We start from the raw sequence: 25844 nt of genomic DNA, 5'->3' as shown, positions 1-25844 counted from the left end.
GGTTGCGCTCGACGTGCCTGGTGGTCAGTCGGCGGTGGCGTTGCCCAGCCGTTCCCGCATGGCGTCGAAGGCGCCGGGATCGGCGATGGTCCCGGAGGCCTCGACCTCCACGGAGCCGATGCTGCGGCGCAGCACCTCACCGCGAGCACTCGGGCCGAGGACCTCGGCGGCCTCGAGCTGGGCGAGGATGTTGCCCAGGGCACTGGCCTCCGGCGTGCCCACGATGACCCGACGGTGGCAGGCCGCCGCCGTCATGGCGGGCAGGAGGCTGTTGCGGGCCCCGCCTCCCACCAGGTGGATCGGTGCCGCCGGGTCCAGCTGGTCGCCGACGACGTCCTGCAGCCCCTGGGCGTAGGCGGCGTGGGCGCAGGCGAGCGACTCGAGGATGAGCCGGACCGTCTGCGCCGGCCCCTCGGGAGCCACCTTGTAGTGACTGCGGCACCATTGGGCGATCTTCTCCGGCATGTCGCCGGGACTGGCGAAGAGCTCGTCGTCGGGGTCGATGACGACGCCGAGGGAGGCGCAGTCTCCCGCCGCCTCGACCAGCGCACCGGTGTCGGGCTCGTTCCAGGCTCGCTGGCACTCCTGGAGCAGCCAGAAGCCGGTGAGGTTGCGCAGCAGCCGGATGCCTCCGTCAGTGCGCACCTCGTTGGTCAGTCCGGCCCGCAGCGCCGCTGCGTCCAGGACGGGGCTGGGAACCGCCGCCCCGATGAGGCTCCAGGATCCTGAGGAGATGAACAGGCGCACCTCGTCCGCGGCCAGACCGAGCGCATGGACGGCGCAGGCGGTGTCGTGCCCGCCGGGACGCACGATGGTGATCCCCTCCGGGGTCGTCCCGGCCACCGTGGCGTCGTCGACGAGCGGGGGCATCCAACCCTCGGGAATCCCGGTGGCCTGGAGCACGCGAGCGGACCACTCTCGCGCCCCGGGTGAGGCGAGCCCGGTGGTCGAGGCGATCGCCCGCCCCGCCTGCGCGGGGGCTCCGAGCAGGTGGGCCACGAGGTCGGGCAGGGGCAGGAAGCGATCCACGCGATCGATGAGGTCGGGCTCCTGCCTCAGGTCCGCGTAGAGCTGGTAGACCGTGTTGATCTGCTGGGGCAGGATGCCGGTCTCCCGCCAGGCGGCCTCCACAGGGAGGGCCCGGTCCAGGTCCGCGGCCCAGCGGGCCATGCGCCGGTCCCGGTAGGCACGCGGGGCGCGCAGCAGCTCTCCGTGGGCGTCGAGCAGGCCGTAGTCGACCCCCCAGGTGTCGATGCCGATGGAGTCGGGGGCCCGCCCCAGGCTCTGCGTCGCCATGGCGATGCTCCGACGAACACCATCCATGATGCGCTCGAGGTCCCAGGTGAGGGTGCCGTGGTCGTCCACCGCCTGGTGGTGGAGGCGGAAGACCTCCTCGGTGCTGATGACCCCCTGCCGGTAGGTCCCCAGGACCGCTCGCACAGAGCTGGAGCCGAGGTCGAGGGCAAGGGCGTGGTGCTCGCCGGTGCTCGTCATGGCGGCACTCCGTCAGCGGTAGAGAGGACCGAAGGTGGCGCAGGCCCGGAAGTCGGCGCTCTCGGGCTCGGCGGTACCGAAGGGCACCCAGGCCTTGGGGCGCAGGATCCTCTCGCGCTCGACGTTGTGCATGTAGACGGGGATGCGCAGCATCGAGGCCAGGGTGATGAGGTCGGCGCCGAAGTGTCCGTAGCCGGTGGCCGTGTGGTTGGCGCCCCAGTTGGCCATCCAGTCGTAGACGGAGGTGAAGGCGCCCTGGCCGGTCAGGCGCGGGACGAAGAAGGTCGTCGGCCAGGTCGGGTCGGTGCGGTTGACGATCTGGTCGCGCACGTCGTCGGGCAGCTCCACGGTCCAGCCCTCGGAGATCTGGAGGACCGGCCCCTGGCCGGCCACGAAGTTCAGGCGGGTCGCGGTGACGGGCATGCCGCCGGCGGTGGTGAAGTGCGTGGAGAAGCCACCTCCCGGGAAGTACTCGCGGGTGGCGGCATGGAAGGTGGAGGCCTTCAGATCCGCCTCGATGTCCGCCTCGGTGATCTCCCACCAGTGCTTGATGATGGGGTTGCCCTCGGCGTCCTTCTCCTCACCGGTGGCGTTGAGGGTGGTGGCCCCGGAGTTGCGCAGGTCGATGAAGCCGTTCTCGGCGCGCCCCTCGAGCTTGTAACCGGTGACCCGCTCAACGGCCTCGGGGCTCCAGTAGGTGCGCACGTCACTGAAGAGCTGGGGACGGTGGGTCAGGACGGAGTTGAAGAGCATGGCCACGGCGTTGCCGGCGTCGCCCTCCGTGGCGAAGACCTTCTCGGGCCGCTTGCCGTTCCAGTCGAAGGTGGTGTTGAGGAAGGTCTCGAGGATGTCGCCGTTGGGCTTGTAGTCCGTCCACTGACGCTGCCCCTGGAAGCCCGCCGCGATGGCGTCGTGGCCCTCGGCCTCTTCGACGAAGCCCAGCTCGGCCAGGGCGGGGTTGCCCTCCATGAGGTCGCGTCCGATGAGGAGCATCTTGATGCAGTAGTCGAACTGCTCGTCGTACTCCTCCTGGGTGAAGCGGTTGGCCTCCGGGTTGCGGTTCTCCCCGATGGTGAGGTGCTCCCGGGCCCAGGCCAGGGCGGTCTCGTACTCCTGGTGGTCGTAGATGCCGTGCGCGATACGGCGGTCGATCTCGATCATGTCGATGTACTCGGCGCGCATGCCCAGGTAGTCGACGAAGAACTGCTCGGGGACGCGGCAGCCGGCGATCCCCATGGAGACGGTCCCGATCGAGAGGTAGCTGCGCCCCTTCATGAGGCCGACCCCCAGGGCGGCGCGCACGTAGCGCAGGATGTTCTCGACGACGTCGTCGGTCAGGCCCGAGTCGTCGGCGTCCTGCACGTCGTGGCCGTAGATGCCGAAACAGGGGATGCCCAGCATGTTGTAGGCGGCGGCCGCGGCGGCCAGGGTCACGGCCCCGGGGCGCTCAGTGCCGTTGAAGCCCCAGATGGCGTGCGGGATGGAGGGGTCGAGGTCGAGGACCTCGGTGATGTAGTTCCAGGAGGCGGTGACGGTCAGGTCGGCACACACGTTCTCGGTGCGGAACTGCTCCTTGCAGCGGTTGGCCTCGGCCACGCCCCCGATCGCGGTCTCGGAGACGACGCAGCGCACTGGGCTGCCGTCGGGGTAGGTCAGGCGCGAGGAGATGAGCTCGGCGACATCCTTGGCCAGCTGAGCGGTCTTGTCCTCGAGGGACTCCCTCACGCCACGACGACGTCCGTCAATGAGGGGACGGATTCCGATGGCGGGGTAGGACGCAGCGGACATGGCAAGTTTCCTTTCACTGGGCGACGATGACCAGGACCCACATCGATGTGAGCGCAAACATAGGATGCCCCTGACCGAACGGTCATGTCAAGCATGAAAGCAGAAACGCGAAATCGTAGACATGAGAGCGCCAACATGAGACGATGCCTCGGTACCACTTCTGACGCAACGGGGCGCGCAGCGGTACGCCCCGGGGAAAGAGCCCATCATGCTTCTCAACGACGCTCGACAGCAGATCGCCGATGCCTGCTCCCACTTGTCCGACGACGGCCTGGTCGTCGGCACCGCCGGCAACTTGTCCGTTCGGGAGGGGGACCTGGTCGCCATCACCCCCTCGGGGCTGCCCTACCAGGAGATGCGCCCCGACCTGGTCGCCGTGGTCGAGTACGCCACCGGCAAGCAGGTCGAGGGGCCGCTCAAGCCCGCCAGCGAGCTGGACCTGCACCTGACCGCACTGCGGGCGACCGGACAGATGTCGGTCGTGCACACCCACTCCTATGCGGCCACCACCGTGGCCAGCCTCGAGGGCGTGAGCGCGCTCCCGGCCGTGCACTACTACATCTGCATGTTCGGCGGCAGCGACGTGCGGGTGGCCGACTACGCCATCTACGGCTCCTCCGAGCTGGCTGCCAATGTCGCCAAGGCCCTCAAGGGACGCACCGCGGCTCTCATGAGCAACCACGGATCCGTGGTGACCGGCCCGGACCTGGCCTCCACCTACGTCCTGGCCCAGGAGCTGGAGTGGGTCTGCGAGCTCTATCTGCGCACGCTCGCCGTCGGCACCCCCAAGATCCTCACCGACGAGCAGATCGAGGCGGTCGCGTGCAAGATCCGTGACACCGGCTACGGTCAGCACGCCCCGGCCGAGGAGGGCTGAGCGCCGCGGCCACAGGGGACACAGTCTGCGGGCCGGGTAGGATCTTCCCCATGACGAGGATCGTGGCCGGAACCGTGGGCGGACGCAGGATCGAGGTGCCCCGGTCCGGGACGCGCCCCACCTCCGAGCGCGTCCGCGAGGCTCTTTTCGCCCGCCTGGACCACTACGGGGTGCTCGACGGCGCCCGGGTGCTGGATCTGTGCGCAGGTTCCGGCGCCCTGGGCCTGGAGGCTGCGAGCCGGGGAGCCGACGAGGTCACGCTCGTGGACTCCTCGCGCGGTGCGTCGCAGACCTGCCAACACAACATCCACTCACTGGGCCTGAGTGGGGTATCGGCGGTGACCGCGAAGGCGGCCGCCTTCCTGGCAGGCCCGGCGGGCGCTCCGGCGGACCTGGTGCTGATCGATCCTCCCTACGAGCTGAGCGAGGAGGAGCTCACCGCGATCCTCACTGCCCTGATCCGCAACGAGGATCCGTGGCTGGCGCCGCGCGCCGTCGTCGTCGTCGAGCGTTCGACGCGCTCACCGGAACCCACCTGGCCGGCGGGGCTGGAGCGCTTCGCAGACAAGCGGTACGGCGAGACCACGGTCTGGTTCGCCGAGCCGGCCTGAGCCGGGGACGCTCCTCGGCCCTCACCCTGGTGCCTCAGGCTCTTTCGAGGAAGGCCTGGGACTCCTCATCGAGGCGCTCGACGATCGCTGCGGCCAGGGCCCGGTGGTCGCTCAGCTGAGGATCGGCGGCCACGATCCGCTCGGCCTGACGCCTCGCGGTGGCGATGAGGCGGGCATCGCGGGTCACGCGCAGCAGGTCCAGCCCGGAGGTGCGCCCCGACTGCGAGGCCCCCAGGACGTCACCCTCGCTGCGCAGCTCGAGGTCGGCCTCGGCCAGCGCGAATCCGTCCGTGGTGGAGGCGAAGGCCTTGAGCCGGTGGAAGGCGATGGAGCCGACCTCCGCACCGGTGACCGCCACGCACAGGGACGGCCTGCTGCCACGCCCGACCCGCCCGCGCAGCTGGTGGAGCTGGGACAGTCCGAAGCGCTCGGCGTCCAGGATGACCATCATCGAGGCCTCGGGTACGTCCACCCCCACCTCGATGACGGTGGTGGACACCAGGACCGGGGTGTTGCCCGAGGCGAAGTCGGCCATGGCGGCCGCCTTGTCCTCACCACTCATGCGTCCAGTGAGGACCCCGACGCCGATGCCCCCCAGAGCGGGCTCGCCGGCCAGTCGCTGCCTCCAGTCCTCGACGGCGGCCAGCGGGCGGTCGGGATGCGAGCCGTCCCCCTCCTCCGCGAGCGCCTCCTGCTTCGGCCCGTCGTCGGTCCCAACAGCCGCCGCACCGTCCATCGGCGTCTGCCGGGGCTCGTCGTCGACCTCGATCCGTGGGCACACGACGTAGACCCGTCCCCCGGAGGCGACCTCCTTGGCGGCACGCCGCCAGATGCCCTCCACCCAGGAGGTGCGCGACCACGGGACGAGGTGGGTGGGTACGGCGCTGCGCCCGGCGGGCAGCTCGTCCAGGACGGAGGTGGCCAGGTCTCCGAAGACCGTCATGGCGATGGTGCGCGGGATCGGGGTGGCGGTCATGACCAGGAGGTGGGGCGTGTGGGTCTGTCCAGTGGCCGGGTCGGTCAGACCGCCGCGCTCGCGCAGGGCGTCACGCTGGGCGACGCCGAAACGGTGCTGCTCATCGACGACGACCAGGCCGAGAAAGGGGATCTGCACCGTGTCGGACAGCAGGGCGTGGGTACCCACGACGATCGCCGGCTCACCGGCGGCCAGCTCAGTGAGGATCCGACGGCGCTGAGCGGCGGGGGTGGAGCCGGTCAGCAGGTGGACGCGGGTGGCGCGCTCGGCGCCGCCAAGCATCCCGAGGCGGGCCATGGGCCCCAGGACCGCCTCCAGTGAGGAGTGGTGCTGAGCGGCGAGGACCTCGGTGGGGGCCAGGAGGGCGGTCTGCCCGCCGCCTCCGACCACCTGGAGCATGGCGCGCAGGGCCACGAGGGTCTTACCACTTCCCACGTCGCCCTGAAGAAGACGCTGCATGGGAACGGTGCGGGCCAGGTCGGCGGAGATCTCCTCACCGACCCGCTTCTGCCCGGCGGTCAGGTCGTAGGGCAGGCGGGCGTCGAGGTCCGCTCTCAGGGAGCCCTCCGCCTCCGGTACGGGCCAGGCGACCGCGGTGCGTGTCGCCTCATGATGGGCTCGACGCTGGGCCAGGGCGACCTGCAGGATGAGGGCCTCCTCGTGGCGCAGCCGTTTCCGGGCGACCTTCCACTGCCCGGAGTCCTCGGGCCGGTGCACCCAGCGGTAGGCGGTGTAGGCGTCGACCAGCTCCGCCTCGCGCCGCAGCTCCTCGGGGAGGGGGTCGGCGACGTCGCCCGGCTCCAGCTGGTCCAGGACGCTGCGCACCGCCTTGGCCACCAGCCAGGACGGGAGGGCCTCCGTGCCGGGGTAGATGGGCATGGGTCGGGCCAGCAGGGCCTCGCGCTCGTCCTCATCGAGCTCGTCGAGGACGTACAGGCGCGGGTTGGACAGCTGCTTGCGTCCACGGTGGAGTCCCACCTTGCCGCTGAGCAGGACGGTGGTTCCGGGGGCCAGCTGGGCGGCTCGGGCGCGCATCTGGCCGGCCGCACCGAACTGGACGAGGTCCATGGTGGAGGCGCCGTCGGTGACGGTGGCCTCCATAAGAGCCGGGACCCGTCCGGAGCGGGTGCGCCGGGAGGAGGCGCGCACGACCTGGGCCTGGATGGTGGCTTGCTCGCCCTCGACGAGGGTGCGCATGTCGGTCAGCTCCCCCCAGGTGTCGTAGCGCCGGGGCAGCAGGCGCAGCAGGTCCGCCCCGGTCTCCACCCCCTGCTTGGCGAGCTGTGCGGCCGTGCGCTTGCCCACGAGCCGGGTCACGGGACGCTCGAGCAGGCCGACGCTGCCGGGACGGGGCGTGCGGGTTGAGCGATCAGACGAGCCGGACACGGCCCCACCCTATGACGAAGGAGCCTGGGAGCCCTTCATGACCCGAGGCGCTCGCATATGCGGGCGCCTCGAGACTGGCAGCGCGCAGAGAGGGCTACTCAATGGCGATGAGGACGTCGGGGTGCTCCTGGCCACCGGCATGGACAGCGACCTCCACATCCTCGCCGACCACGTGCCCCCGGGCCCCCACCGCCGCGCTGGCGGCCAGGGCACCGACGTCCCGGCCGGCATTGCGACCGGTGATGACGGTGAGCAGCTCATCGGAGGGCCGCAGCGCCGAGGCCACGGCGCGAGCCACGGCCTCACCGTCGGCCTGGGCTCCGTTGAGGGCGATGGTGCGCAACCCCGCGGCGGCGCTCCAGGCGCGGCGGGCCAGCTCGGCCAGCTCTGCCTCCTCGCCCCTGCCGGCAAGGGCCACCGCGGCGGCCAGGACCCGGGCCTCGTCGTCGGTGTCGCACACGAGAAGCTGAATGCCCTCGGCCTCATAGCGCTCCGAGGCCACCCCGGCGCGGGCGGTCTCTCGAGCGGCGCCCGTCTTGCGGGTGGTACCCACCGGAGGGCGGACGGTGGAGACGGCGGAGCGGGCCGCCAGGAAGCGGGCGGCATCGTGGGCCGCCTCGGTGCAGGCGGCGTCACAGGGCAGCACGATGACCTGGGAGGACCCCAGGTCCGCGGCGGCGCGGGCGATCCCCTCCCGATCCGGGTTGAGGACGACGGCGGCGTCGGAGCGGGCGAGCTGCTCGATGAGCCCGGGAGCCCGGGTACAGGCGATGACGCCGACGCCGGACTGCCGTGAGCGCACGGCCAGATGCGGGGCCTGCGCCGGTGCGGGACGGGGGGCGGCCGCCTGGGAGGGGTGCATGCGCACCGACTGCGCCTTGCGCTCGGCCCGGCGCGCGGCCAGGCGCTCGAAGGAGACCACGTGCCCCGTGGGGTCGGAGTCGAACGCCTCCCACGGGGAGGGCGGCTCGTCCGTGGGGCTTACCAGGGCTGTGGGGTGGAGGTGGTGGATGCAGATCTGCCGGGCGCGGCCCGCATGCGGCAGTGCGGCACGCGGGGTGTCGGTGTGGACGTGGACCTGGTAGAGGCCCACCCCCAGGGCGTCCGGGGTGCCGACGACGCCCACGGAGTCGCCGATGCGCTCCAGGTCCCGACGCAGCTGACCGGCCTGGACCGCGGTCGCCTCCAGCAGGTACATCACCTCGAACTCGCCGGTGGACATGCCCAGGGGCTCGGGACCGACGCTGTGCGGAACCCCGCCGGCGGCCAGGTCGGTGAGCATCTGACGGGCGACGGCGGTGTAGGGGGCGTGCTCGTCGGCGTCCTCGTGGCCCTGGCGCAGCTCTGGGGCCTCAGTCGTCCCGCGGCCGGCGTCCTGCATCGCGTCGATGGTGTCCGACAGGCAGGTCAGCAGCAGCATGAAGGCCGCTCCCCCGGCATCCACCGGACCGTGTCCGAGGCCGGAGGTCTCCACAACGGACTCCTGGGCGCCGAAGGCGGCGGCGGAGGCGATGAGGCTCAGGGTGGCGGGCGAGCTCGCCGTCGCCTCCTCCAGGGCGGAGCGGGCCGCCGTGGCCGCGTCCCGGGCGACTGACAGCAGGGTCCCCGAGACCGGGCGTGAGACCGCGGCCCAGGTGGTGTCCGCCATGGCCTCGTAGACGTGGACAAGCTCGACGGGACGCAGGCCGGTGGGGTCGGGGGCCTCGGCGCAGACGTCTGCGAAGGCGGCCAGGGCCTGGGAGATCAGAAGACCCGAGTTCCCTCGGGCTCCCCGGACGGCGCCGTCGGCTGCAGCGCGGGCCACCTGGGCGGCATCAGCGGCCCGGCCCAGTCGGTGGAGGGCGTCGGAGGCCGAGCGCAGGGTGAGCAGGACGTTGGTTCCGGTATCCGCGTCCGGCACGGGGAAGACATTGAGGACATCGACGAGGTCCCGGGTCTGATCGGCAACGATCTCCGCCAGCGCGATCCAGCGCCGCACTGCGGCCCCCTGCAGCACATGGGCCCCTGAGACAGGGGTAACGGGGCGATGTCCTTGAGACTGCGCCATCTTCGCCTCCCCTGGGTCCCGGCTACGACCAGCACACCATGTGTGTCACGCTGTGAACACCTTCTGTTCCATTGCATGATCTGCATATGTGCAGGCGTTCAGCGAGCCTGGTTCATGGCTGGGCCGAGCCTTTGGTTTGATATGTGGTTTTAGAGTACCGTCCCAGACACATTCCTCCCACCGGAGCGAGGCGCACGGACAAGGACCGTGCTCTGGGCGACGCAGAGCCGAAAGGGCACTCAGGCCACCGGCACGCTGGTCAGGCCGCTACCACCACACCCACCTGAGACACACGTTCTTCGATCAGTGAGATGCAGCACACTATCGACTCACTCTACCCTTACTCCTCGGGTTCCATACAGAGCAGCATGTGCCCGAACGCACGCTAAGGCGGCTTGGGGCGCCGCACACGGGTCCGCTATTGTGTTCGGGTTGCCCGGCGCCCGCGCCTGGGCGGTAAGACCTGGCGCCAGGCATCAGCCTGAGCGTTGAAGCATTGAAGATCAGGAGTGAGACCGTGGCTGCTGTGTGCGACGTTTGCGGCAAGGGCCCCATCTTCGGCAAGAGCGTCTCGCACTCCCACGTGCGGACCAACCGCCGGTGGAACCCCAACATCCAGCGTGTGCGTGCTCTCGTCAATGGCGCCCCCAAGCGCCTCAACGTGTGCACGTCCTGCCTCAAGGCCGGGAAGGTGACGCGCAACATCTGAGCGCATCATCTCGAGTCCTTCGAGCACGAGGCCGCCGCTGCGCAAGCAGTCGGCGGCCTTTGTCGTGCCCCATGTCCTTCAACGGGTGACGCCCCGTCAGGCGTGAGAGAAGTGGTCCCATCCACTGTGCTCCTGCGCGGGTTCTCCTGCCAGCAGGACACCCGGTCGGTACCCCAGCGCGCGGGCCGATGAGGACTGCGGGCTCAGGACCCGGCCGATCACCCGGGCGCCGGCGGGCAGGCGATCAAGGGCGTGTGCCGGGACGGTGGCAAGCAGTCCGTGGTCCTCTCCCCCGGTGAGCAGCCAGCTGCGGGCCAGGGCGTGAGTGGCCGATCCGTCACAGCCGCTCACGAGCGCAGCCACCGGCTCGAGGAAGGACGCGTCCGGCAGGTCGCCAGGATCGTCGAGGTCGATGACGACGCCGCTGGCACGGGCGATCCGACCGGCATCCCGCAGCAGCCCGTCGGAGACGTCCAGCATGGAGGTGGCGCCGGCCAGTGCCAGGTCGCGGCCCGCAGCCAGGGGCGGGGCGGGGGCGCGGAAGGCCTCGATGCAGGCCCAAGCCTGCGGGTGCTCCTGACCTGAATGAACCACGGCTCCCGAACCTAATGCGCAGTCAGAGCCCGCACTGAGCAGGGCGAGTCCCGCCGCGCTACGCCCCAGGGTTCCGACGTGCACCACGGCGTCGCCGGGCCGGGCTCCGCTTCGCAGAACCGGGGCTCTGCCCTCGAGGTCGCCCAGGACCGTGACAGACACGATCAGCGAGTCACCGCCACTGAGGTCACCGCCCACGACGCCCGCCCCGCAGGGCTCACAGCCCTGGGCCAGTCCTCGGGCGAAGTCCCGTACCCAGCCGACCGGGGTGGACGCAGGCATGACCAGGCCGACGACGAGCGCGACAGGCCTGGCCCCCATGGCGGCGGCGTCGGCCAGGTTCTGGGCCGCGGCCCTGGCCCCGACATCGCGGCCCGTGGACCAGTCGGTGCGGAAGTGGCGCCCTTCGACCAGGACGTCGGTGCTCACGGCCGTTCGCGAGTCGGGGAAGGACAGGACCGCGCAGTCGTCCCCCGTGCCGACGGGGGTCTGCGGGCCGCGGGGCAGGAGGGGGGTGATGACGGCGAGGAGCTCCTCCTCGCTGAAGTCACCGACCCGTGCGCCCTGCCCCGCAGCCACTGCTCCGGCCGGGGCCGGCTCAGCGGTTGACATCGGTGGAGCGGGCCACGGCCAGCTCGATGAGCTCGGAGACCAGCTCGGTATAGCCCAGGCCGGAGACCTGCCACATGTAGGGGTACATGGAGAAGGGGGTGAATCCGGGCATCGTGTTGATCTCGTTGACGACTGCCTCACCGGCATCAGTGAGGAAGAAGTCGACCCGGGCCAGTCCCTCGCAGCCGAGCGCCTCGAAGGCCCGGGCGGCGGTGTCCATGAGGAGATCGCGCGCCTCGGGGCCGATGCGCGCCGGGCACACCATGGCCACGGCGTCGTGCGCAAGGTACTTGGTCTCGTAGTCGTAGAACTCGCCTGCGCCCTGGGAGGCGTCCATGGCGATCTCGCCGGGCTCAGCCACCCGGGGGGCGTCGTCGCCGCGGCCCTGAAGGACGGCGACCTCGACCTCGCGTCCCACGATGCCGCTCTCCACGAGGACCTTGGGGTCGACCGCGCGGGCCGCCTCGATGGCCCCGGCCAGGTCCTCGGGGCGGTCGACCTTGCTGATGCCCAGGGAGGAGCCGGCGCGGGCGGGCTTGACGAACAGGGGGTAGGTCAGGGACCGGCAGGCCTCCAGGATCGCCTCGGGGTCGCGCTTCCAGGCATGGGGGCCGACGACGACGTGCGGCGCCGTGGCGATGCCCGCGGCCCCCAGGAGCACCTTGGTGACCTGCTTGTCCATGCCCGCGGCACTGGCCAGCACCCCGCAGCCGACGTAGGGAATGCCCATCATCTCCAGCATGCCCTGGATGGTCCCGTCCTCGCCGTAGGGCCCGTGCAGCAGCGGCAGGACGACGTCGACCCGCCCCAGGATCTCAGGCCCCGTGGGGCCGAGCACCGTGAGCTCGCCGCCTCCCAGGGGTGCGGTGAGCCTCCCGCGTCCCAGGCCCTCGGCGGTAATGGTCACCGGGGGGCGGTTATCGCTGAGCTCGAGGGCGGCCGGATCATCCTCGACGAGCAGCCACTGGCCCTCGGGGGTGATGCCCACCGGAAGGACCTCGTAGCGGTCGCGGTCGATGGCTGACAGGACACCGGCGGCGGTGGCGCAGGAGATCGTGTGCTCACCGCTGCGTCCGCCGAAGACGACGGCAACACGCAGGGTGGACTTGTCAGAACTGGGCACGGAGGGGCCGGTTTCCTGGAGGGCTGTCATAGGTCCCACGCTACCGCGCTGCGCCCGACATGCTGATAATGCACAACGAACCCGGGATAAAGCAGGCCTCCACACCCCTGGGAGGCTAGGCCTGCGACGGTGCCGCGTGCACGCCCTCGGACTTGCGGGGACGAGCCAACAGCGCGTCAGTGACCTGCGCAACGCTGGCGGCGCCCTCGACGACGGTGACGACCCCGGCGGTGATGGGCATGTCCACGCCGTGGGCCCGGGCCAGGTCCAGGACGGCACGGGCCGACTTGGCGCCCTCGGCCACGCCCCGGGAGGCCGCAGCGGCCTCGGCCACGCTCATCCCCTCGCCGAGGTGGCGGCCGAAGGTCTGGTTGCGGCTCAAGGGCGAGGAGCAGGTGGCCACCAGATCCCCCATGCCGGCCAGCCCGGAGAAGGTCTCCGGGCGAGCCCCGAGCTTGAGGCCCAGCCGGGTGATCTCCACCAGGCCCCGGGTAATGATCGTGGCCTTGGAGTTGTCCCCCAGGCCCCGGCCCGCGGCCGCGCCGACGGCCAGGGCGATGACGTTCTTGACCGCCCCGCACAGCTCGACGCCCAGGACGTCGGTGTTGGTGTAGGGACGGAAGGTGCCGGTGGCGCACAGTGAGGCGATCCGGGCGGCGACCTGCTCGTCGTCGGCGGCCACGACGGTGGCGGTGGGCTGGCCCGCAGCGATCTCGTCGGCGAGGTTGGGGCCGGAGACGACCACGACGCGGGAGGAGTCGATACCCAGGGCCTCGGCCAGGACCTCGCTCATGCGCAGCCCGGTACCCAGCTCGATGCCCTTCATGAGGGAGACGGCCACGGCGTCGTCGGCCAGAGCGCCCCTGAGGGGCTCCAGGACCCCCCGGGCCTCCTGGGAGGGCACGGCCACGACGACGACGCTCGCCCCCGTGACGGCCTGGGCCAGATCGGTGGTCGCCTTCAGGCCCTGCGGCAGGCGGTGACCGGGGACGTAGCGCTCGTTGGTGCCGGCGTTGATCTCCTCGGCCACCTCCCGGCGCCGGGCCCAGATCGTCGTGGGAGTGCCGGCCTGGGCCAGGAGGCCGGCGAAGGTGGTGCCCCAGGCTCCTGAGCCGATGACGGCCGCGGCCGGGCGCAGCGGCGCACTCGTTGCGGGATCGACGCCGCTCACTGGTCCTCCTCCTGAGTATCCGCCTCGGGCAGCGGGTCGGGGCGGCGCACACCGATCTTCCCCTTGCCGGGGTCGCCGTCGTAGTGCATGTCGAAGGGGCGGGGGCCTTCTCCCCGCGAAGCTCCTCAACCAGGGCAGTGATGGCCCGCATGATCTCGGCGGTGCAGGCGCGCACGGCCTCGCGGTCCTGGGTGTCCTGCCCGAAGCGGGACAGGTCCATGAGCTCACCGATGGTGACGCGCACGTCCTTACGGGGGAAGGGGTGGAAGGAACGCCCGTAGGTGTCCAGGATCTCGTGGGCCCCCCACTGCCCCATGGGCAGGACGGGGGCGCCACTGGTCATGGCCAGCCGGGCCGCCCCGGTCTTGGCCACCATCGGCCACTTGAGGGGGTCTCGGGAGAGCGTGCCCTCGGGGAAGATCATGATGGCGCCGCCGTCGGCCAGGACCTCACTGGCGGCCTTGAGGGCCGTGGCCGCGTTCTGGGTGCCCCGCTGAACCGGGATCTGGCCGCCGGCCCGCAGGATGGAGCCGAGCACCGGCACCTTGAACAGGGTGGACTTGGCCAGCGAGTAGACGGGGACATCAGCATCGACCAGGGCTCGCATGGCCGTGAGCGAGTCGAGGTCGGTCAGGTGGTTCGCCACGGCGATGAAGCCGCCCTCGCGGGGGATGTTCTCCAGACCGCTCACCGACTGCCGGGAGACCATCTTGAGGAACGGGATGATCGCCCCGCGCGCGGCGAAGCGGTAGAACGGGGTCATGGGACGTGTTGCAGGCACGGGTGAACTCTATCGGCTTCAGCGCGGTGAACACGGCCGTCCGAGCCGAGCCCGCGGCCCGCACGGCCCTGGCCTCGCGAATCCTCGGGCAGGGACCGGCCCGCCTCAGGCCAGGCGGGTGACGGCGGCGTTGAGGGACTCCAGCTTGGACATGAAGTGCTCGTAGCCGCGATCGATGAGGTTGACGCCCTCGACCCGGCTGGTGCCCTCGGCGGTCAGGGCCGCGATGAGGTGGGAGAAGCCACCGCGCAGGTCGGGCACGACGATGTCGGCACCGGTCAGCGGCGTGGGCCCGGAGATGACCGCGGAGTGGTAGAAGTTGCGCTGGCCGAAGCGGCACTCGGTACCGCCCAGGCACTCGCGGTAGACCTGGATGGTGGCCCCCATCTTGCACAGGGCGCCGGTGAAGCCGAAGCGGTTCTCGTAGACGGTCTCGTGGACGATGGACAGGCCCTGGGCCTGGGTAAGCGCAACGACGAGGGGCTGCTGCCAGTCGGTCATGAAGCCGGGGTGGACGTTGGTCTCCACCACGATCGACTTCAGGTCACCGCCGGGGTGGTAGAAGCGGATGCCCTCATCGGTGACGTCGAAGGCGCCCCCCACCTTGCGGAAGGTGTTGAGGAAGGTGGTCATGTGGCTCTGGTGGGCTCCACGCACGAACACGTCCCCGCGAGTGGCCAGGGCGGCCGAGGCCCAGGAGGCGGCCTCGATGCGGTCCGGCAGGGCCGAGTGGGTGTAGCCGCACAGCTCGTCGACGCCCTCGACGTGGATGGTGCGGTCGGTGTCCACCGAGATGATGGCGCCCATCTTCTGCAGGACGTCGACCAGGTCCATGATCTCGGGCTCGACGGCGGCATTGCGCAGCTCGGTCAGTCCGTGCGCGCGCACAGCGGTGAGCAGGGTCTGCTCGGTGGCTCCGACCGAGGGGTAGGGAAGCTCGATGACGGTGCCCTTGAGACCGTGTGGCGCGGTGAGCCGGATGCCCTGGGCCTGCTTGTCGACCGCGGCGCCGAACTGGCGCAGGATCTCCAGGTGGAAGTCGATGGGGCGGTCACCGATACGGCACCCGCCCAGATCGGGGATGAAGGCCTCCCCCAGGCGGTGCAGGAGCGGACCACAGAAGAGGATCGGGATGCGCGAGGAGCCGGCGTGCGCGTCAATGTCGGCCATGTGGGCCGACTCGACCTTGGACGGGTCCAGCTGGAGGATGCCTTCGCGCTGGTCGTAGTCGATGCTCACTCCGTGCAGGCTCAGCAGCCCCGAGACCACGTCGACGTCACGAATGAGCGGGACGTTGCGCAGCACTGAGGGAGTCGACCCCAGCAGCGCCGCCACCATCGCCTTGGGAACCAGGTTCTTGGCTCCGCGGACGGTGATCTCACCAGTCAGCGGGCGACCACCCTCGACCTGGAGCAGACCGTCGACCATGCACACCTCCATGCGTCATCTGGGCGTGCCGCGCGCGTGAGCCGCTCACCCATCCCCGCGCAGGCGCGCGAGGCCGTCCCAGCATAAGCGCACCGAAGGGGCTCCCAGGACCTTTTTCAGGGCCGTATCAGGTGGCCTTCGACTCACAGAAAGTGCCGATTAATCCCACCCAACGCCGTGCCAATACCGATGAAACTGGCAGGACGAGCTTGTCCGTGCTCCCGTTGCCGGCTCTCCCGGTCCCACTCAGGGCCGGGGCATATCCGCGGCCCGCGCCGAGACGACCTCCTGGGCCGGCAGGTGCTTGGCCGGCAGGGTGCGCGGCTTGAAGGCCGGGCGGGCCTCCTCGTAGGCACGGATGGCGTCCTCCTGGGTGAGGGTCAGGGAGATGTCGTCGAGCCCCTCCATGAGAATCCAGCGGACGTAGTCATCGATGGAGAAGGCACACCGGAAGGAACCGGCCTCGACCGTGCGGTTCTCAAGGTCCACCGTCACCTCGGTGCCCGGCTCAGTCTCGAGGATCTTCCACAGCTGCTCGCAGTCCTCCTGGGAGACCACGCCGGCCACCAGCCCCTGCTTGCCGGCGTTGCCGCGGAAGATGTCGGCGAAGCGGGGGGCCAGGACGACCTTGAAGCCGTAGTCCTTGAGCGCCCACACGGCATGCTCCCGCGAGGAGCCCGTGCCGAAGTCGGGACCGGCGACGAGCACCGATGCCCGCTTGTAGGCCTCCTGGTTGAGGATGAAGTCGGGCTCACCGGCCCGCCAGGAGGCGAACAGGGCGTCGTCGAAGCCCGTGCGGGTGATGCGCTTGAGATACACCGCCGGGATGATCTGGTCGGTGTCGACGGCGCTGCGCCGCAACGGGGCGCCGATGCCGGTGTGTCGGATGAACTTGTCCACGGTCGTTGAGCTCCTTGCCTCTACTCGGCCCCTACCGGGCCTGTCCTCGCCTGTATGCCTTCATCTCCTGCGCGCCGGCCCCTACTGGACGGTTGCCTCAGGCGCGGCGGAGACCGGCGCAATCGCCGGGACCGTCGGGATATCGCCCGAGTCCTGCGTGGCCTCGGGACGCGGCGGCAGGTCTCCCGGGGCCGACAGCGCCCCGCGCACGGCGGTGGCCGCGGCGACGACGGGCGAGACGAGGTGGGTTCGTCCACCCTTTCCTTGACGCCCCTCGAAGTTGCGGTTGGAGGTGGAGGCCGCCCGCTCCCCGGAGGAGAGCTTGTCGGGGTTCATGGCCAGGCACATGGAGCAACCGGCGTTGCGCCACTCGGCACCGAAGCTCGTGAAGACCCGGTCCAGGCCCTCGGCCTCGGCCTGCAGACGCACTCGGGCCGAGGCCGGCACCACGAGCATGCGCAGCCCCTCGGCCTTCTTGCGCCCGCGCACCACCTCGGCGGCGGCCCGCAGGTCCTCGATACGGCCGTTGGTGCACGAGCCGATGAAGACGGTGTCGACCTTGATGTCGCGCAGAGGCGTTCCCGGGACGAGGTCCATGTACTCCAGGGCCCGTTCGGCGGCCAGCCGCTCGGTGGCGTCGGCGATGTCCTCGGGGTCGGGGACCCGCGCGGACAGCGGCAGGCCCTGTCCGGGATTGGTTCCCCAGGTGACGAAGGGCTCGATGTCCTCGGCCTGCAGCACCACCTCGGTGTCGAAGACGGCGTCGGGATCGGTGCGCAGGCTGGACCAGTACTCCACGGCGGCGTCCCAGTCCTCGCCGACGGGGGCGTGAGGACGGCCCTTGAGGTAGTCGAAGGTGGTCTGATCCGGGGCGATCATGCCGGCCCGGGCCCCACCCTCGATGCTCATGTTGCAGATCGTCATCCGGGCCTCCATCGAGAGCTGCTCGATGGCCCGCCCGCGGTACTCAATGACGTGCCCCTGGGCGCCGTTGGTGCCGATCTTGGCGATGATGGCCAGGATGATATCCTTGGCCCCGCTGCCCGAGGGCAGGTCCCCGTCAATGGTGACGCTCATCGTCTTGAAGGGGGCGATGGGCAGGGTCTGGGTGGCCAGGACGTGCTCGACCTGGGAGGTACCGATACCGAAGGCGAGGGCCCCGAAGGCGCCGTGAGTGGAGGTGTGGGAGTCGCCGCAGACCACGGTCATGCCGGGCTGGGTCAGGCCCAGCTGCGGACCGACGGCGTGGACGATCCCCTGGTCGGCGTCTCCCAGGGAGTGCAGCCGTACCCCGAACTCGGCACAGTTGGCGCGCAGGGTCTCGATCTGAGCGCGGCTGGTGACGTCGGCGATCGGCAGGTCGATGTCCACAGTGGGGGTGTTGTGGTCCTCGGTGGCGATCGTCAGGTCGGGACGACGCACCGGGCGCCCGGCCAGTCGCAGCCCCTCGAAGGCCTGGGGGCTGGTGACCTCGTGGACCAGGTGAAGGTCGATGTACAGCAGGTCGGGGGCGCCATCGCTACCCTTGGACACCACATGATCGCGCCAGACCTTCTCGGCGAGAGTCATTCCCATCGACTTCATCCTCTCAGCAACAGTGTTCCCGATCCGCCCGCACTCAGCAGCGCCCGACGACGCCACTGACTCGCGCAGACCGCACGAGGCGGCCGCGCCGCATCCGAGGCCATGGCCTTGGCCTGCAGGATGCTGACACTGCGCCGCTTCCCTGGCGGACCCTAACTTGAAATCTCATACCTTGAAATGCCAGTATCAGATTATGGACAGCCCCTCAGAGAACTCCCCGGAGAACGACAGCAGCGGTGTCGGCGTCATCGACAAGGCGGCCCTGGTGATGAGCGCACTGGAGTCGGGGCCGGCAACCCTGGCCCAGCTGGTGTCCACCACGCACCTGGCCCGCCCCACGGCTCACCGCATCGCGGTCGCCCTGGAGTTCCACCGCCTGGTCACCCGTGACTCCCAGGGACGCTTCATTCTGGGCCCCAGGCTCACCGAGCTGGCCAGCGCCGCAGGAGAGGACCATCTTCTGTCCGCCGCCGGGCCGGTGCTGGCGGCTCTGCGCGACAAGACCCACGAGTCGGCGCAGCTCTACCGCCGCCAGGGGGACGTGCGGATCTGCGTGGCCAATGCCGAGCGCCCGATCGGGCTGCGTGACTCCATTCCCGTGGGCGCCACCATGTCCATGCAGGGCGGCTCGGCGGCCCAGGTGCTTCTCGCCTGGGAGGAGCCTGACCGCCTGCACCGGGGCCTGGTGGGGGCCCGCTTCACCGCCACCATGCTCTCAGCGGTCCGACGTCGGGGGTGGGCTCAGTCAGTTGGGGAGCGCGAGCCCGGGGTCGCCTCCGTCTCGGCGCCGGTACGCGGTCCCGGAGGCAAGGTCGTGGCCGCGATCTCGATCTCAGGACCCATCGAGCGGATGGGACGTCAGCCCGGCCGGGTTCACGGACACGTGGTCATGGCCGCGGCACGTCGGCTCTCCGAGGTGCTCACCGACACCAGTTCCGTCTGACGGACGCCGCACCTCATTCCCATCCTCGCGGCGACTGCGGCACCCACCGCCCCTCAGGCCCTCAGGCACCCGCAAGATCGATGGCGCGCCGGTAGGTATCGACGTGCATCTGCGCCACAGTGCCCCACTCGGGCAAGGGGGCATTCTCATAGTTGTGGGTCTTGATGCGCTCAAGGAGCTCATCGTCCCCCAGGAGGCTCGCGAGCTCACGGGCCAGACCAGCGTCATCGTCGGCAAGAAGGCCATCGACACCGTCGGTGATGAAGTCGCGCACCCCGCTGGAGCGCATAGCGACGACGGCCAGCCCCGCACTGCGGGCCTCCAGGGTGGAGATGCCGAAGGACTCGGCGGGCGAGGTCTGCAGGTAGATGTCTGCGCGCGTGAAGGCCTGGGCGAGCTCAGTGCGCTCGACGCGCCCCACCAGCTCAATGCGGTCGGCCAGGCCGGACTCGGCGACCTCCCGGGTGAGTCGCTCACGCAGCGGGCCGTCCCCGTAGATCTTGAGGATCGCATCGGTGCCGGGGGTGCTCCTGATCGCCTGAGCGAAGGCGCGCACGACCTGCAGGGGGCGCTTGCGCTCGACCCACCGCAGGGAGGCCACGACCGTGACCGGCCGGTGAGGCCGTCGTTCCTGGGGGCCGGGGCGCTCCAGGTGCCAGTCCTCGACGGTGATGCCATTGGGTAGAACGGTGACGGGGTCGCCAGCACCGGCGCGGCGGACCTGGGCGGCGAGCATGGAGGACACGGCCGTCAGGTCGGCGCCGCCACGCTGCCACAGGCGCACGGGGCTGACGGGCCCCAGCGCTCCGGCCACGCGCGCCCAGGGTCCCAGGACGCAGTGGAAGGTGACGGCCAGCGGGAGCCGCGCTCGTCGGGCGGCGGCGATGCCGGACCAGGCGAAGGGCGAGACGACGCCGACGTGGGCATGAACGACGTCGGGGCGCAGGCGGGACAGGAGGTCGTCGAGCTCGCGGCCGGCTCGAGGATGAACGGGCAGCTCGCTGGGAAGGTGCGCGGTGGTGCGGTAGACGGGGAAACCATCGACCCTTTCGACGCTGCGGCCACGACCGTCACCGACTGGCGTGGCGGTGACGACGGCGGGCTCATGGCCGGCCAGCTTCAAGTTGCGGGCGAGATCCCGCACCTGAGTCTCGATGCCGCCCAGCCTGGGCGAATAGCAGTCGGAGACGATGAGGACGCGCATGGCTTCAAGTCTGCCACGTCCTGCTTGGCGTATGTCCCTGACGGAACCCTCACACCGCGCAGGCCCTCGTCGGCCGGTGACGTCAGCAGGCCGCCTCGGCGCTGCGCAGTTCGGCGATGGCCTTCTCGAAGTCCTCCAGGGAGTCGAAGGAGGAGTAGACCGAGGCGAAGCGCAGGTAGGCGATCTGATCCAGCTCACGCAGGGGGCCCAGGATCGCCAGCCCGACGTCGTGGGAGTCGACGAGCGCCTGGCCTCCGGCGCGGATGGCCTCCTCAACCTGGTGCGCCAGGAGCGCGAGCTGATCGTCGGAGACGGGGCGTCCCTGGCAGGCGCGCTTGACCCCGACCACGACCTTGTCCCGGCGGAAGGGCTCGACGACGCCGGAGCGCTTGCGGACCGACAGGCTGGCGGTCTCCAATGTGGTGAATCGACGCCCGCACTGCTGACACTCACGACGACGACGGATGGAGGTGCCGTCCTCAGCGGTCCGGGAGTCGACAACGCGCGAGCCGTCATGACGGCAGAAGGGGCAGTGCACGCCTACAACCTCCGAACTCACTGGACTACGTGTCAGTCCATCGGAGAGTAAACGCCCGGCGGGCCGCCCCGCAAGCCCGCCTCAAGGTGCGATCCGTGCACGAGTTCTCACGCCGCAGGGATCTCCAGCGTCTGCCCGGCACGGATGGTCGTTCCCTTCAGGTCGTTGAGCTCGGCGATCCGGGCCACCATCCCCGGGACGTCCGCGGTCCCGCTCGCCTCGGCGATGTCCCACAGGGACTGACCGGGACGAACCACCGTGGTGGTGGTATCCGCCTGCACCTGCGCAACCGCCGTGGTGGGAGCCGCCCAGGCCATGCCCGCCAGGGCCCCGATGGCCAGTCCGCTGCATGCGAGCACGAGGGCCGCGGCGATGACCGCAAGACCGCCACGAAGAAGCCGCAGTCCACCTGGGGAGCGCACCTCCGTCTCCACCACCTCCCGCGGGCGGGACGGGACGGGCTCCCCCTTGCCGGGACGTTGAGCGGCGTCGCTTCTCCGACCCTCCTCCTGCAGGGCGCTACGTCGCAGCCCAGCGGCACGCACCGCCGGGTGCTGCGGGGCCAGCCTCTCCAGCTCCGAGCGACGACCCCGCAGCGCGGCAGGCGCCGCGGGGCGACGCATTGGCAGCGCTGCCGGCAGCGCCGGGACACGAGCGGATGCGACCCCGGGGCGCTGCGCGCCCTCGACGCTACGCCGAACAGGAGCCTCGGGGACGAAGTCGTCAGTGACCAGCCTCAACCGAGGCCGACGGGAGGACTGCCCGCCAGCCCGGCCACTGGCCGGCCCGGCGACGGGCTCATCACTCCGAGCCCGAGAAGCCTGACGGGACGGGAGCGGGATGGCGATGGCACTCACGGCAACCTCCTGAACACATGTTCGACGAACGCTTGTTCGATACATTAGCGCCTGAGAGGCAACACGTCCAGCACATCTTCGAACATGTGTTTGAATCGTGGTCGCGTCGCCGGTAGGCTGGTCATGTCCAAGACGATCACGGACCACCGACATCTATTCCGCGCCCTTGACGCCCCCGGGCCTGAGGGCCGTCCGGCAGGGAGGGCCAGGACTATGAGCACCACAGCACGCCAGGGCGACTCATCGACCCCGATGCCGCACGGCGGAGCCGGCGGTGCTGAGCAGATCAGCGCAGCAGCGGTCGCGGAGGTCATCAACGACCTCGACAAGCGCGCCCGCGCGGTCTATGAGGCCGTCCGCGCGGCCATCGCCACCCACGGCTACCCGCCCTCACTGCGTGAGATCGGCGAGCAGGTGGGCCTGACCAGCCCCTCCTCCGTCAAGCACCAGCTGGACAAGCTCGAGCGCCTGGGCCTGGTGCGCCGAGACCCGAATCGGCCTCGGGCGATGGAGGTCGTCTGCGCCGACAGCGCACCGAACGGCCGCGCGGCCACCCCCGGCAGCGCTCACGTCTCCTCTCTTGACTCCCCCAGCGTCCCCGGCGTCGAGGACGGGGAGGCGGTCGCCGTTCCGCTGGTGGGACGCATCGCCGCCGGGGCCCCGATCCTGGCCGAGCAGGAGGTCACCGATGTCATGGCCCTGCCCCGCCGCCTGACCGGCGAGGGCGAGCTCTTCATGCTGGAGGTGCACGGGGACTCGATGATCGAAGCCGCTATCTGCGACGGCGACTGGGTGGTGGTGCGCTCCCAGCCCGACGCGGCCAACGGCGAGATCGTGGCAGCCATGATCGAGGACGTCGACGGCGCCTCGGCCACGGTCAAGGTGCTCTCGCGACGCGACGGCCACCAGTGGCTGCTTCCCCGCAACTCCAGCTACGCCCCGATCGACGGAGACCAGGCCACGATCATGGGCAAGGTGGTCACGGTGCTGCGCGCCCTGTAGGCACGCCAGGCCCGCATGACGGAAGGCCCGCCCCGTTGACCGGGGCGGGCCTTCCGTGTTTCAGACCGGTGGCTCAGTAGCCCAGGCCGCGTGCGACCTCGCGCAGGTGGTCGGCGGAGGCGGTCAGGCGCTCCTTCTCCTCGGGGGTCAGGGGCAGCTCGAGGCGGCGCCCGGCGCCCTCACGTCCCACGATCGTGGGGACGGCCATGCACACGTCGGAGATGCCGTGCCAGTTGTCCAGCAGCGGGGAGATGGTGAGCACCCGCTGCTCGTCGTTGAGGACGGCGCCGATGATGCGCTGGACGGCCAGGCCGACGGCGTAGTTGGTGGCGCCCTTGCCCTCGATGATGCGGTAGGCGGAGCGGACCACGTCGTGGGCGATGCGCTCACGCTTGGACTCGTCGAACACGCCGCCGTCAAGGGTGGTGCCCCACTGGGTGATCGGCACACCGCCGATCTCGGTGGAGGACCACAGGGGCACCTCGGAGTCGCCGTGCTCGCCGGCGATGTAGCCGTGGATGTTCTGGACGGCCGTGCCGGTCTCCAGGGAGATGAGGTACCGCATCCGGGCGGTGTCCAGCACCGTGCCGGAGCCGAAGACCTGGTTCTCGGGCAGACCGGTGATCTTCTTGGCGCAGTAGGTCACCACGTCCACCGGGTTGGCCACGAGGACGAAGATGGCGTTGGGAGCGACCTCGACCAGCTTGGGGAGGATCTTCTCCATGATGCCGACGGTGGCGCCGGCCAGCTCGAGGCGGGACTGGCCGGGCTTCTGCTTGGCGCCGGCGGTGATGGCGATGACGTCCGCATCGCGGCAGATCTCGGGGTCGTCGGAGCCGGAGACGGAGCCGGCGGAGGTGAACTGGATTCCCTGGGCGATGTCGAGAGCCTCGGCCTCGACCTTCTCCTTGACGATGTCCTGCAGCACGACCTCGCGGGCAACGCCCTTGGTCACGCAGGCGTAGGCGAGGGTGGAGCCGACGGCCCCGGCACCGATGACAGCGACTTTGGAGGGGCGGCCGGAACGGTTGGTGGGGTAGGAGCCTTCAGCGGTAGTGGTGATGTGGTCTGACACGTTCTTCTCCTCAATGGGATCTGCTGGGCAGGACCGCAGGGGCGCGAGCACCCGCTCGCCTCAAGCCTACGTGCATATCCTCCCGAGGGGCACATACCCAAAGGCCCAGCCGACGGGTTCACTCCTCCACCGGGGCATCAGTCCGCACAGCCAGGCGCCTCAGAGCGGCACGGACCACATCGGGCTTCGTCGTCGGCCACAGGGCGGGCATGGAGCGGGTGAGGAAGCCCCCATAGCGCGCCGTGCGCAGACGCGAGTCCAGGACGGCGACGACGCCGCGGTCCTGGCTGCGGCGGATGAGGCGCCCCGCCCCCTGGGCCAGGAGCAGGGCCGCGTGGGTGGCCGATACGCTCATGAAGCCATTGCCGCCGGAGGCCACGACGGCGTCGGTGCGGGCCTGGGCGACCGGGTCGTCGGGCCGGGGGAAGGGGATGCGGTCGATGACGACGAGGCGGCAGGTGCGCCCGGGCACGTCCACGCCCTGCCACAGCGAGAGGGTGCCCACCAGGCAGGCCGCCTCGTCCTCGGCGAAGGCCCGCACCAGGGTGGGCAGCTGGTCGTCGCCCTGGGCGTAGACGGGCAGGTCGGTGGCTCCGCGCAGCACCTCGGCGGCCTCCTGGGCGGCGCGCCGGGAGGAGAACAGACCCAGCATGCCGCCTTCGGAGGCCTCGACCAGGGCGAGCATCTCATCCAGGGCCGCCTCGGAGATGCCGGAGCCGGGGCGGGGCAGGTGGGCGGCCACATAGAGGATGCCCTGACGGGGGTAGTCGAAGGGGGAGCCGACGTCGAGGCCTCTCCAGGGCTGCTCGGCCAGGGTCAGTCCCAGGGAGCGGGCCATGGGATCGAAGCTGTCCCCCAGGGCGAGGGTCGCCGACGTCATGACGCTGGCGCGGCCGTTGAGCAGGTGGCCGGCCACCGATCCGGCGACCTCGATGGGGGCCAGGAGGAGGCGTGGGGGCTCGGCGCCCATGCGGGGACGCTCGATCCAGGCCACGTCGCGTCCCTGGGCCACCGAGTCCGAGGTCATGCGGTCCAGGGCGTCGACCAGGTCCGCGACAGCGGTGCGGGCGACCGCCAGGCCCCCGGCGGCCTCGCTGGAGCGATCGCGCCCCAGGGCGCGGGCCTGGTCGCGCACGTCGGAGGCGACCTGGCGGGCGGCGCCGTCCAGGAGCACGAGCGCGTCGTGCAGGGCGGTGGGCAGGGGCGCCTCCAGGCGGCCGTCGGGCAGCTCAGCCAGCGCGAGCTGGAGGGTCTGGCCCGCGGACTCCAGCTCGCTGACCAGCACGGAGGCGTGCTTGCGGGCGGTGGCGGCGGTGCGCGCCACGGCGGCCGCCGACAGGGCGATGGTGCCCTGGGAGCGGATGCGGTCGGCCAGCTCGTGGGCCTCGTCGACGATGAGGACCTGGTGGTCGGGCAGGACCCCGGGGTTGCCGGCCACGACCACGCCGAGCATGGCGTGGTTGGTCACCACGAGATCGGCCCGGGAGGCGGCGGCGCGCGCCAGCTCGGGGAAGCACTCGGACTTCAGGGGGCAGGACTGTCCCAGGCACTCGGCCCGGGAGACGGAGACCTGGGCCCAGGCGCGTTGGGAGACGCCGGGGACAAGATCGTCGCGGTCACCGGTGTCCGTCCGGGCCGCCCACTCGCGCAGGCGGACCACCTGCTCGCCCAGGCTCGCGTCGCTCCCGTGCCCGGCGGCCGGCTGGGCGATGGCGTCCCCGACGCCGAAGAGCGCGGCCTCGTCCTCTTCCGGCGGGTAGCCGCCGTCCAGGCGGTGGCGGCACAGGTAGTTCTGCCAGCCCTTGAGCAGGGCCACCTCGGGGCGGGTGCCGGTGACCTGCTCGACGGCGTCGGCGGCCAGGGGCGCGTCCTTGGTGAGGATCTGCCGTTGCAGGGCCAGGGTGGCGGTGGAGACCACGACCCGGGCACCGGCCTGCACGGCATGGGCCATGGCGGGCACCAGGTAGCCCAATGACTTTCCCGTCCCGGTGCCGGCCTGCACCAGGAGGTGGGTGCCGTCGGCCAGGGTCTGGGCGACCTCCCGGGCCATGGTGGTCTGCCCCTGGCGGGGGCTGCCGCCCATGGTGCGCACCGCGGTGTCCAGGACGTCCAGGACCCTGCGGTCGCCGGCGCCGTCAGTGTCA

Annotated in this window: 20 protein-coding genes and 1 pseudogene; 5 read left to right on the top strand and 16 right to left on the bottom strand. The window is 70.8% G+C overall.

The window, feature by feature from the left end:
* Nucleotides 1-24: 24 nt before the first annotated feature.
* Together HMPREF9058_RS03735 and HMPREF9058_RS03730 are read right to left on the bottom strand one after the other, a co-directional pair.
* Nucleotides 25-1494: a rhamnulokinase family protein gene (locus HMPREF9058_RS03735; RefSeq protein ID WP_009747530.1), complete on the bottom strand. Its 1470-nt coding sequence runs from the start codon at nt 1492-1494 to the stop codon at nt 25-27.
* A 12-nt stretch (nt 1495-1506) separates the two neighbouring features.
* Nucleotides 1507-3282 carry an L-fucose isomerase gene (locus HMPREF9058_RS03730; RefSeq protein WP_004565190.1) on the bottom strand — a complete coding sequence of 592 codons (1776 nt, stop codon included), beginning with the start codon at nt 3280-3282 and terminating at the stop codon, nt 1507-1509.
* Between the two features lie 208 nt (nt 3283-3490).
* Here HMPREF9058_RS03730 and HMPREF9058_RS03725 point away from each other — a divergent pair, with 208 nt between their 5' ends.
* Entirely contained in the window at nt 3491-4159 is a 669-nt protein-coding gene (locus tag HMPREF9058_RS03725; protein WP_009406088.1) for a class II aldolase/adducin family protein, read from the top strand.
* 50 nt (nt 4160-4209) lie between these two features.
* Entirely contained in the window at nt 4210-4770 is a 561-nt protein-coding gene (gene rsmD / locus HMPREF9058_RS03720; protein WP_009405828.1) for a 16S rRNA (guanine(966)-N(2))-methyltransferase RsmD, read from the top strand.
* Nucleotides 4771-4804: 34 nt separating this feature from the next.
* On the opposite strand, the gene HMPREF9058_RS03715 is transcribed toward rsmD, so the two are convergent.
* Together HMPREF9058_RS03715 and HMPREF9058_RS03710 are read right to left on the bottom strand one after the other, a co-directional pair.
* Nucleotides 4805-7063 (bottom strand): ATP-dependent DNA helicase RecG, encoded by a 2259-nt coding sequence (locus HMPREF9058_RS03715; protein WP_043537769.1) that lies wholly within the window; start codon nt 7061-7063, stop codon nt 4805-4807.
* Between the two features lie 163 nt (nt 7064-7226).
* Nucleotides 7227-9179 (bottom strand): DAK2 domain-containing protein, encoded by a 1953-nt coding sequence (locus HMPREF9058_RS03710; RefSeq protein WP_043537615.1) that lies wholly within the window; start codon nt 9177-9179, stop codon nt 7227-7229.
* Between the two features lie 517 nt (nt 9180-9696).
* On the opposite strand from HMPREF9058_RS03710, the gene rpmB reads away from it, so the two are divergent.
* Nucleotides 9697-9888: a 50S ribosomal protein L28 gene (gene rpmB / locus HMPREF9058_RS03705; protein ID WP_003785965.1), complete on the top strand. Its 192-nt coding sequence runs from the start codon at nt 9697-9699 to the stop codon at nt 9886-9888.
* A gap of 96 nt (nt 9889-9984) precedes the next feature.
* Here rpmB and HMPREF9058_RS03700 read toward each other — a convergent pair whose 3' ends face one another.
* The 7 genes and pseudogenes from HMPREF9058_RS03700 to leuC all read right to left on the bottom strand — a co-directional run bounded on the left by HMPREF9058_RS03700 (nt 9985) and on the right by leuC (nt 18072).
* Nucleotides 9985-11094, bottom strand: coding sequence for a thiamine-phosphate kinase (locus HMPREF9058_RS03700; RefSeq protein ID WP_043537614.1), 1110 nt, complete (start codon nt 11092-11094; stop codon nt 9985-9987).
* A complete protein-coding gene (locus HMPREF9058_RS03695) occupies nt 11081-12247 on the bottom strand; it encodes a D-alanine--D-alanine ligase family protein (protein WP_043537613.1) in 1167 nt (388 codons plus the stop codon). The genes HMPREF9058_RS03700 and HMPREF9058_RS03695 overlap by 14 nt, the downstream gene beginning before the upstream one ends.
* Nucleotides 12248-12332: 85 nt before the next feature.
* Nucleotides 12333-13388 carry an NAD(P)H-dependent glycerol-3-phosphate dehydrogenase gene (locus HMPREF9058_RS03690; protein WP_009406191.1) on the bottom strand — a complete coding sequence of 352 codons (1056 nt, stop codon included), beginning with the start codon at nt 13386-13388 and terminating at the stop codon, nt 12333-12335.
* Nucleotides 13385-14151 (bottom strand): annotated as a pseudogene (locus HMPREF9058_RS03685) (lysophospholipid acyltransferase family protein). The gene HMPREF9058_RS03690 and the pseudogene HMPREF9058_RS03685 overlap by 4 nt, the downstream one beginning before the upstream one ends.
* Nucleotides 14152-14274: 123 nt before the next feature.
* A complete protein-coding gene (gene murA, locus HMPREF9058_RS03680) occupies nt 14275-15597 on the bottom strand; it encodes a UDP-N-acetylglucosamine 1-carboxyvinyltransferase (protein ID WP_009747258.1) in 1323 nt (440 codons plus the stop codon).
* Between the two features lie 246 nt (nt 15598-15843).
* Entirely contained in the window at nt 15844-16497 is a 654-nt protein-coding gene (gene leuD / locus HMPREF9058_RS03675; RefSeq protein ID WP_004565201.1) for a 3-isopropylmalate dehydratase small subunit, read from the bottom strand.
* Nucleotides 16498-16578: 81 nt separating this feature from the next.
* Complete coding sequence (gene leuC / locus HMPREF9058_RS03670) at nt 16579-18072, bottom strand: 3-isopropylmalate dehydratase large subunit (RefSeq protein WP_009405579.1); 1494 nt, start codon at nt 18070-18072, stop codon at nt 16579-16581.
* A 202-nt stretch (nt 18073-18274) separates the two neighbouring features.
* Between leuC and HMPREF9058_RS03665 the strand changes: the two genes are divergently transcribed.
* The gene (locus HMPREF9058_RS03665; RefSeq protein WP_009406266.1) at nt 18275-19024 is read left to right on the top strand and encodes an IclR family transcriptional regulator; all 750 of its coding nucleotides are present in this window, start codon (nt 18275-18277) and stop codon (nt 19022-19024) included.
* Between the two features lie 61 nt (nt 19025-19085).
* Here HMPREF9058_RS03665 and HMPREF9058_RS03660 read toward each other — a convergent pair whose 3' ends face one another.
* The 3 genes from HMPREF9058_RS03660 to HMPREF9058_RS13355 form a co-directional block, all read right to left on the bottom strand.
* Entirely contained in the window at nt 19086-20228 is a 1143-nt protein-coding gene (locus tag HMPREF9058_RS03660; protein ID WP_009747447.1) for a glycosyltransferase family 4 protein, read from the bottom strand.
* Between the two features lie 82 nt (nt 20229-20310).
* Nucleotides 20311-20766: a transcriptional regulator NrdR gene (gene nrdR / locus HMPREF9058_RS03655; protein WP_009406065.1), complete on the bottom strand. Its 456-nt coding sequence runs from the start codon at nt 20764-20766 to the stop codon at nt 20311-20313.
* Nucleotides 20767-20873: 107 nt separating this feature from the next.
* Nucleotides 20874-21623 (bottom strand): LysM peptidoglycan-binding domain-containing protein, encoded by a 750-nt coding sequence (locus HMPREF9058_RS13355; RefSeq protein ID WP_139018933.1) that lies wholly within the window; start codon nt 21621-21623, stop codon nt 20874-20876.
* A 213-nt stretch (nt 21624-21836) separates the two neighbouring features.
* Between HMPREF9058_RS13355 and lexA the strand changes: the two genes are divergently transcribed.
* A complete protein-coding gene (gene lexA, locus HMPREF9058_RS03645; protein ID WP_009405929.1) occupies nt 21837-22625 on the top strand; it encodes a transcriptional repressor LexA in 789 nt (262 codons plus the stop codon).
* Nucleotides 22626-22698: 73 nt separating this feature from the next.
* Here lexA and HMPREF9058_RS03640 read toward each other — a convergent pair whose 3' ends face one another.
* Nucleotides 22699-23700 (bottom strand): L-lactate dehydrogenase, encoded by a 1002-nt coding sequence (locus HMPREF9058_RS03640; RefSeq protein ID WP_004565208.1) that lies wholly within the window; start codon nt 23698-23700, stop codon nt 22699-22701.
* 118 nt (nt 23701-23818) lie between these two features.
* Nucleotides 23819-25783, bottom strand: coding sequence for an ATP-dependent DNA helicase (locus tag HMPREF9058_RS03635; protein WP_175284689.1), 1965 nt, complete (start codon nt 25781-25783; stop codon nt 23819-23821).
* Nucleotides 25784-25844: the final 61 nt, after the last annotated feature.

The organism is Actinomyces sp. oral taxon 175 str. F0384, assembly GCF_000223355.1.
Lineage (GTDB): Bacteria > Actinomycetota > Actinomycetes > Actinomycetales > Actinomycetaceae > Actinomyces > Actinomyces oris.
The sequence above is the reverse complement of the archived record's forward strand: the minus strand, read 5'-3'. Positions and strand labels throughout refer to the sequence as shown.